The 7,935-nt window shown below is 69.5% G+C and carries 7 protein-coding genes; 4 read left to right on the forward strand and 3 right to left on the reverse strand.

Translation table 11 applies throughout. The annotated features are described in order from the left end of the window. Positions 1 to 145 precede the first annotated feature (145 nt). From DPV74_RS36720 to DPV74_RS36730, 3 genes are all read left to right on the forward strand, one after another. The gene (locus DPV74_RS36720; RefSeq protein ID WP_119338968.1) at positions 146 to 1,333 is read left to right on the forward strand and encodes a helix-turn-helix transcriptional regulator; all 1,188 of its coding nucleotides are present in this window, start codon (positions 146 to 148) and stop codon (positions 1,331 to 1,333) included. Positions 1,334 to 1,590: 257 nt separating this feature from the next. Next, complete coding sequence (locus DPV74_RS36725; protein ID WP_091925871.1) at positions 1,591 to 2,958, forward strand: MFS transporter; 1,368 nt, start codon at positions 1,591 to 1,593, stop codon at positions 2,956 to 2,958. Continuing rightward, positions 2,945 to 3,994 (forward strand): beta-propeller fold lactonase family protein, encoded by a 1,050-nt coding sequence (locus DPV74_RS36730; RefSeq protein WP_059693007.1) that lies wholly within the window; start codon positions 2,945 to 2,947, stop codon positions 3,992 to 3,994. Before DPV74_RS36725 ends, DPV74_RS36730 begins: the two co-directional genes overlap by 14 nt. A gap of 61 nt (positions 3,995 to 4,055) precedes the next feature. Here DPV74_RS36730 and DPV74_RS36735 read toward each other — a convergent pair whose 3' ends face one another. Further along, positions 4,056 to 5,093: an AraC family transcriptional regulator gene (locus DPV74_RS36735; protein WP_119338969.1), complete on the reverse strand. Its 1,038-nt coding sequence runs from the start codon at positions 5,091 to 5,093 to the stop codon at positions 4,056 to 4,058. Positions 5,094 to 5,297: 204 nt separating this feature from the next. On the opposite strand from DPV74_RS36735, the gene DPV74_RS36740 reads away from it, so the two are divergent. After that, positions 5,298 to 6,407 carry a fatty acid desaturase gene (locus DPV74_RS36740; protein ID WP_119338970.1) on the forward strand — a complete coding sequence of 370 codons (1,110 nt, stop codon included), beginning with the start codon at positions 5,298 to 5,300 and terminating at the stop codon, positions 6,405 to 6,407. Between the two features lie 23 nt (positions 6,408 to 6,430). Here DPV74_RS36740 and DPV74_RS36745 read toward each other — a convergent pair whose 3' ends face one another. Together DPV74_RS36745 and DPV74_RS36750 are read right to left on the reverse strand one after the other, a co-directional pair. Further along, positions 6,431 to 7,051, reverse strand: a complete 621-nt coding sequence (locus tag DPV74_RS36745; protein WP_119338971.1) for an HAD family hydrolase — start codon at positions 7,049 to 7,051, stop codon at positions 6,431 to 6,433. A gap of 142 nt (positions 7,052 to 7,193) precedes the next feature. Further along, on the reverse strand, positions 7,194 to 7,935 hold a 742-nt coding region (locus tag DPV74_RS36750; protein WP_119338972.1), incomplete at its 5' end, for a hypothetical protein.

Consider the following 7,935-nt stretch of genomic DNA (forward strand, 5'->3'; position numbering starts at 1 on the left):
GGCGTAGGCGCCGCAGGCGGGCAGCCCGGCGGTTGCCCGCCGGTCGGCCCGGGCGCGCCGCCTCCTCCGTTCGGATGACGCGGGCCGCCGGGCGGCCGGTATGCTGGCTCGGGAACCCTTCACCCCGATCCAGGAGAACACGAGCATGCCCATCGCGCTGGCATCCGGCGATCCGGCCGCGCACGACGGCTTCGACGACGCGGCGTGGACGGCGCGCGAACTCAGCGCGTGGCTCGGGCTCGTCTACCAGGGCCCGTCGGAAGCGACCCCGTGGGCAGGCTTCCTCGAAGCGGTCCGCGTGCGGCTCGACGCGCGCTTCACGACACTGGTGCTGCGCAACCCGGGCGGCACGCGGCACGGGCTCATCATCAACGCGTCGGCGCACGGCCCGCTGCTGCCCGGCGAGCCGTCGTACAGCGAGCAGTTCTATGCGCTGTGCCCGTTTCTCGATCAGCCGCCCGGCCAGGTCTTCACGGCCGACCGGCTGTTCGGCGAAACCGCGTGGCGCGCGCACGATTTCTACCGGCAGTACCTGCAGCCGCTCGACCTGCGCTACATCCTCGGCGCGAACCTGCGCGGCGAACGCGGCGTCGAATGCGCGTTCTTCGTGAGCCGCGCGCACGGCGGGCGGGACTTCGACGCGGCCGAACGCGCGCAGGTCGCGACGCTGCTGCCGCACCTGCAGCGGGCAGTCGAGCTGCACGCGGCGTTCGACGTGCTCGACGCCGAACGCGCGCTGTACGCGGGCACCGTCGACCGGCTCGATGTCGGCACCGCGATCGTCGACGAGGACGGCCGCGTGATCAAGCGCAACCGCATCGCCGAGCGGCTGATCGAGCAGCAGGACGGGCTGTGCGTGCGCCACGAGCGGCTCCACGCCTCGTGCCCGCTCGACGAGCGCCGGCTGCAGAAGGCATTGCAGGCCGCGCTCGAGCATTTCCGCGCGGGCGCGCTCGCCCGCATCGAAGCCACCACGCTGTCGCGCCCCGGCGGCGCGATGCCGTTGAGCGTGCTGCTGCGCCCGCTCGCGCCCTACCGCGGCGCCGAGGACCGCCGGCACCGGCCGGCCGTCGCGGTGTTCGTGCGCGATCCCGTGTCGTCGCCGCAGACGTCGCGCGACATGCTGCACCGGCTGTTCCGGCTCACGCCGATGGAAACCGAAATCGCGCTGCTGCTCGTCGACGGGCTGACGCTCGACGAGGCCGCCGCCGCGACCGGCATCACGAAGAACACCGCACGCGCGCACCTGCGCGGCATCTTCGCGAAAACGGGCGCGACGCGGCAGGCCGTGCTCGTGAAGACGCTGCTCAACAGCGTCGTGTCGATGGCGTAGCGGCCGCGAGGGCAGCCGCCGGACGGGTTGCCCGGGGGATGCACCACGCGCGCGGATCGCCGCCGGGTATCCCGGCGATGGGTACACACTCGTTTCATGTCATATGTCATCAGACATTGACGGCCACCCGATGAATCTCATGAAATTCCTCAATATTCGGGTAATTCCCGGGTAAACCCGCGACGTCTCCATCGGCACTCAGGCGTACCATGTCATACGACGACATACTACCCAGCCCCGCCCGACCGGAGACACGCTTGAACCCGCCCTCGCCCGCCCTGCCCGGACGCGACCCACTCGCGTCCGCCGTCTCGAAAGTGAAGTGGCATGTGCTGCCGCTCGTGCTGATCATGTTCATCGCGAACTACATCGACCGCGTGAACGTCGGCTTCGTCGACCGCCATCTCGAAGCGTCGATCGGCATCGGCGCGGCCGCGTACGGCCTCGGTGCCGGGTTGTTCTTCGTCGGCTATGCGCTGTTCGAGGTGCCGTCGAACCTGCTGATGCAGCGCTACGGCGCCCGCGTGTGGCTCGCGCGGATCATGGCGACGTGGGGCATCGTCGCGGCCGCGATGGCGTTCGTGTGGAACGACACGTCGTTCTATGCCCTGCGCTTCCTGCTCGGCGCGGCCGAGGCCGGTTTCTTCCCCGGCGTCGTGCTGTACCTGTCGCAATGGCTGCCGCCGCAGGAACGCGGCAAGGCGATGGCGATCTTCCTCGGCGGCTCCGCATTCGCGTCGGTGCTGTCCGGGCCCGTCACCGGTGCGCTGCTGTCGATCCGCGGCTTCGGCCTCGAAGGCTGGCAGTGGATGTTCCTGATCGAAGGGCTGTTCTCCGTCGCGCTGTGCGGTGCGAGCTGGCTGCTGCTGAAATCGCACATCCGCGACGCGACGTGGCTCACCGCCGAGGAACGCACGGCACTGCAGAACGCGCTCGACGAGGAACGCGCGGCGCGCGACGTCCGCTCGAACGTGCCGGTGCGCGCCACCGCGCTGCTGCGCGATCCGCAGATCATGCTGTTCTGCTTCCTGTATTTCTCGATCCAGCTGACGATCTACGCGGCCACGTTCTGGCTGCCGACGATCATCCGCAAGATGGGCGGCCTCACCGATTTCCAGGTCGGCCTGTACAACACGATTCCGTGGATGATCGCGATCGGCGCGATGTACGGCTTCGCGGTGCTGTCGTCGAAATGGAAGCATCCGCAGCGCTGGCTCGCGTTCGCGCTCGTGCTCGCCGCGTGCGGGCTGTTCGCGTCGACGTCGCACGATCCGGCCTGGTCGTTCGCGTCGATCTGCTTCGCCGCGCTCGGCTTCAAGGCCGCGGCGTCGCTGTTCTGGCCGATCCCGCAGGGTTATCTCGACACGCGCGTGGCCGCGGCCGTGATCGCGCTGATCAACTCGGTCGGCAACCTTGGCGGCTTCGTCGCGCCGACGGCCTTCGGCTATCTGAAGCAACATACGGGTTCGATCACGGGCGGGCTGTATGCGCTCGCGATCGCTTCGCTCGTCGCCGCCGTGGCCGCGCTGTTCGCGCGCACGCACCGGCGCAGCGATCCGCCGCGCGGCCTGCCGGCCGACACCGCCCTGACGAACGCATCGATGCTCCGCCATGCCGAACACTGACCGCCTGACCGTCGTCGTCTCGAACGCCGCCGACGCCGACCTCGCCACGTTTTCCCTCGCGGCCGACGGCACGCTCGCGCCGCTCGCCCGCTATCCCGCAGCCGACGTCGCGATGCCGATCGCCGTTCAGGCCGACCGCGCGCGGCTCTACGTCGCGACGCGCGGCGAACAGCCGACGATCGTCGCGTTCCGCGTTGTGCCGGCCACCGGCGCGCTCGTGCGCATCGGCGCGACCGCGATCGACGCGAGCCATGCGTACCTGTCGCTCGACCGCGACGGCCGCTGGCTGCTCGGCGCGTCGTACGGCGGAAATTCGCTGAGCCTCTACGACGCCGCGCGCGTGCGCGACGGCGACGGCACGCCGCTGCAGGTCGTGGGCGGCATCGCGAACGCGCACTCGGTGATCGTGTCGCCGGACAACCGTTTCGCCTATGTCAGCTCGCTCGGCTCGGATCGCGTGTTCAGCTTCGCGCTGGTCGAGGACGCGGCCGGCCTGCGCGCGCTCGAACACGGCGAAACGCGCGTGCCGGCCGGGTTCGGCCCGCGCCACCTGCAGTTCGCGCGCGACGGCCGAGCGCTCGTCGTCGTCAGCGAATTCCAGGCCACGCTCGCCACGTTCGCGCGCGACCCCGATACCGGCCGGCTCGGCGATGCGCACGTGAGTGCGCGCCATCCGGCCGTCGCCGAACTCGCGCCGGGCCATGCGCGGCCGCCCGCGCCCGCCGAGCCCTCCGTCTGGGCCGCCGACCTGCACCTGAGCCCCGACGAGCGTTTCGCCTACGTCAGCGAACGCACGTCGAGCCGCCTGCTCTGTTATCGCCGCACCGCAGACGGCACGTTCGAGCCCGCGCATGCAACGGCCACCGAGACGCAGCCGCGCGGGTTCGCGATCGACCCGTCGGGGCGCTGGCTCGTCGCGTGCGGCGAACAGTCGGAATACGTGTCGGTGTATGCAATCTCGCAGGACGATGGCGCGCTGTCGCCGCACGCACGTGTGCCGGGCGGGCGCGGCGCGAACTGGGTCGCGATCGTCTGAAGAAGGGATACGTGGAGCATGAACCGGCAGGCCCGCCACGCGGGCCGGCGCATGCCCGCGTTCAGCGCCGCTCGCTCGGCGCAACCCCTGTCCAGCGCTTGAACGCACGCGTGAAGTTCGCGCGATCCGTATAACCGACGCGCGCGGCGATCTCGTCCACCGGCAGCCGCGTCCCCTCGAGCAGCCGCAGCGCGTCGCGCAACCGGATCTCGTCGAGCAGCGCCGAATAGGTCGCACCGTATTCGGCGAGCTTGCGCTTGAGCGTACGCGCCGATACATGCAGCTCGCGCGCGACGTCGTCGACCGCCGGATAGCCGCCCTCGCCGCAGATCAGCAGGTTGCGCACGCGCTCGACGATGCTTTCCGCATACCCGAGCCGCGCGAGTTCGGCCTCGCACTGCTGCACGATCATCTGCGCGGTGTGCGCGTTCGCGGTGCCGATCGGTTCGTCGAGCAGCGCGGCATCGCAACGGATGCGGTTCGCGCTCGCGTCGAAATGGCAGCGCGGCAGCCGCGCGCGATAATGCTCGAACCACGGCGGCTCGGGCCATTCGAAATGGAGTTCGGCGCGCGACTGCAGCGTGCGTCCCGGCACCGGATACAGCAGCGAATTGAACAGGATCGCCGTCTCGACCAGGAAGTTCTCGACCGCGAACTGCCGCAGCCGGCCGAGCGGAAACGCTTCGAGCACGTCGATGTCGACGGTCCCGTCGAGCCGCGCGAGCCGCACCGAGAAGAACGGCACGCGCGTCGGCAGGTAGCGGATGCCGAGCGAGATCGCCTCGCCGAGCGTCGCGCAGCTCATCAGCCCGAAGCCGATCAGTCCCGCTTTCGTCAGGCTGCTGCGCAGGCCGATCTCGATCGCGATCGACGGATCGTCCGTCGCGTCGAGCAGGTTGAACACGATCACCGCCTGTTGCAGCGGCGTGATGCGCGCATCGGGCTGCGCGAGCCGGTCGCGCTCGACACCCGAGCCCGCGAGAATGCGGCCGCCGTCGATACCACGCTCCTCGGCCAGCATCAGCATGAACAGCGCATACGCGGACGACACCGTCGCCTTGTTCAACTGGCGCGCGGCATCCGGGACGGACAGGGCCATGCGGAGGACTCCGGAGCGGTTTCGGCGGATTGTAGCGCCGCTGGCCCGCAATGACACCGGGGCGAGACTCTAGCCGCGCCGGCCGGCCAACGTGGCCCGAAATGACACCGCCATTGGCACCCGCGGCCCTCGCGGGCGGCCCGGTGCGCGCCTATGCTTGTCACATCGGCATAACGCCCCACTCTTTCCGCAGGAATCCGGTCGATGAGCCAACCCGCACGAACCGCCTTTCGCCACGACGCGGACAAGGTCGCGTACGTCCGCCGCGAGGTCAACGCCGCGAGCGACGCGATCCGCGCGCGCTTTCCGCTGCTCGACAACCAGAACCTCGTCGGCGCGACCGTGATGGCCGTGTCGGTGAGCGCGATGCTCGCGATCGCCTGGCTGTATGCGCGCGGGGCGATCGCGTGGTACGTCGCGCTGCCGCTCGCCGCGTTCGTCACGTCGCTGATCCACGAGCTCGAGCACGACCTGATCCACCTGATGTACTTCAAGAAGACGCCGTGGGCCTATCACCTGATGATGGCGCTGTGCTGGCTCACGCGGCCCGGCACGATCAACCCGTGGACGCGGCGGCGCATGCACCTGCATCACCACAAGGTGTCGGGCGGCGAATCGGATCTCGAGGAATTCGGCATCACCAACGGCGAGCGCTGGGGCGTGAAGCGCCTGCTGATGATCGCCGACGGCATGCTCGCCGTCGTGCTGCGGCCGGCCGCGATGCGCCGCAAGGTGAAGCAGTACGTGGCCGCGCAGCCGGTGCAGGACCCGTCCGAACGCATGCAGTTGCGCGTCGAGCAGGTGTCGTCGTACATGCCGGTCGGTCACGTGTATTACGTGCTGTGGCATGCGTTCATCGTCTATCACGCCGGCCTGTTCGCGCTGCATGCGTTCGGCTACGCGGTGACGGTGCCGGCCATCGTCGCGCGCGCGATGAGCGTCGTCGATTTCCTGGCCGTGGTGTGGCTCGGGCCGAACTTCGTGCGCAGCTTCTGCATCAACTTCGTCAGCTCGAACATGCATTACTTCGGCGATATCGATTCACGCAACGTGATCCAGCAGACGCAGGTGCTCAACCCGTGGTGGATGCTGCCGTTCCAGCTGTTCTGCTTCAACTTCGGCAGCACGCATGCGATCCATCACTTCGTGGTGCGTGACCCGTTCTACATTCGCCAGCTGACCGCGCGCACCGCGCATGCGGCGCTGCGTGAAGTCGGCGTGCGCTTCAACGACGTCGGCACCTTCGCGCGAGCGAATCGCTGGGGCCCGTATCGACCGTCGCGCCGCGCTCGCCACGCGCAAGGCGACGCGTGATGTAAAACCGGCGCCGCGCCGGCTCAGCCGCCGATCGGCGGCATCGGCCCCTGCCCGCGGATCCACGACCAGTTCGCGAGCTCGGCCATTTCCTTGTCGCCGCGGCTGTCGCCGTACGCGAACAGCTGTTTCGGCGGCCGGCTGCCCCACCACCCGCGCAGCCGCACGACCTTCTGCGGCCCCCAGCAGTTTTCGCCGTCGAGCCGGCCGGCAAACGTGCCGCGCTCGAACGCGAGCCGCGTCGCGAGCACCGCATCGAAGCCGGCCGTCTTCGCCCACTTCTCCAGGTACAGCGACGGCGACGCGCTCACCAGCACGACTTCGTGCCCGCGTGCCCGGTGCTCGCGAATGCGTTCGAGCATTTCCGGACGCACGAGGCCCGGCAGGTAGGTGTCGACGAACGTACACGCCTGCGCATCGAGCGCGTCCTCGCGCACGGGCCCGAACGCGAACGACGCGAACTTCGCTTTCGCATCGCCACGCGACAGCAGCCCGGCCTTCATCGCGACGATCCACGGCAGCGCACGCAGCCCGGCCCATGCGAAGCGCGGCGTGCCGACCGCATAGCGGACGAAATGGCGAAAGCTGTCGGTCGTCGTGATGGTGCCGTCGAAATCGAATGCGGCAACGATGCGGTCGGTCATGGAGAATCTGCGGGAAAGCAATGAGATGCCCGGGAAGATAGCAGACTCGCGCCCGTGCACGTGAAATGGCGTGACGCGGCGTGTCCCGCGCAGCGAATGCGCGCACCACGGCGCGCGCATCCGTGCCCTTCGCGCCGTTCGCTCAGCGCTGCGGCCGCGCCGCCAGCGCCGCCGGCAGCACGACGTTCATCAGGTGATCGGCGCGCGACAGCAGATCGGTCACGCGCTCGTCGAGCCCGCGCAATTGCGCGGGTTGCATGCGGATCTGCTGCACCGCCTGCCCGACGATGTTGCGGCGGTCGAACAGCGTGCGCTCGATGCCCGCATCGTCCGGTGCGCGCACGACGTCCGACACCGCGCTCAGCGCCGCGAGCACGACGACGAGATTTTCTTCCGCATGGCGAACCTTCGCGGCGAGTTCCTCGGTGCGGCGCGGAAAGAAGCCGAGCGACTGCTTGAGCGCACCGAGCGCCGCCCGGTAGTCGACATGGCCCGCCGCCCCGCCGAACCAGCGTTCGAACATGCCGGCCTTGCGCGTCGCCTGCGCGAGCATGCCGGCCATCATGTCGGCCGCGCCGAGTTCGTTGAATTCGCGCGTGGTGGCCGCGACGGCTTCGACGAGGTTGCCTGCCGTCTCCAGCGCGCCGTCGCCGATCGTCGCGACCGTCGTGAGCTTCAGCGGCACCAGTTGCCGGATGTGCCGCTCGATGCGCGGCGCGTAGTCGGGATAGAGATTCGGGAAGCTGGCCTGCGCGGCGCGGAAGCATGCTTCGAGCTGCGGATGGTTCGATTCGGCGAACACCGCGCGGCCGACCGCCTCGGCCGGCGCGGTGCGCACGGGCCTGTCGGGCGCCGGCCCGAAGTCGAGCGCCTGCGGTGCCGGC

Origin of the sequence: Burkholderia sp. HAN2018, assembly GCF_024704855.1 — a bacterium.
Lineage (GTDB): Bacteria > Pseudomonadota > Gammaproteobacteria > Burkholderiales > Burkholderiaceae > Burkholderia > Burkholderia cepacia.

What these genes read in the sequence shown, in the direction of transcription:
- DPV74_RS36720 (WP_119338968.1), top strand. Translation starts at nt 146, where the DNA reads ATGCCCATCGCGCTGGCATCCGGCGATCCGGCCGCGCACGACGGCTTC.
- DPV74_RS36740 (WP_119338970.1), top strand. Translation starts at nt 5,298, where the DNA reads ATGAGCCAACCCGCACGAACCGCCTTTCGCCACGACGCGGACAAGGTC.
- DPV74_RS36745 (WP_119338971.1), bottom strand. Translation starts at nt 7,051, where the DNA reads ATGACCGACCGCATCGTTGCCGCATTCGATTTCGACGGCACCATCACG.
- DPV74_RS36735 (WP_119338969.1), bottom strand. Translation starts at nt 5,093, where the DNA reads ATGGCCCTGTCCGTCCCGGATGCCGCGCGCCAGTTGAACAAGGCGACG.
- DPV74_RS36730 (WP_059693007.1), top strand. Translation starts at nt 2,945, where the DNA reads ATGCCGAACACTGACCGCCTGACCGTCGTCGTCTCGAACGCCGCCGAC.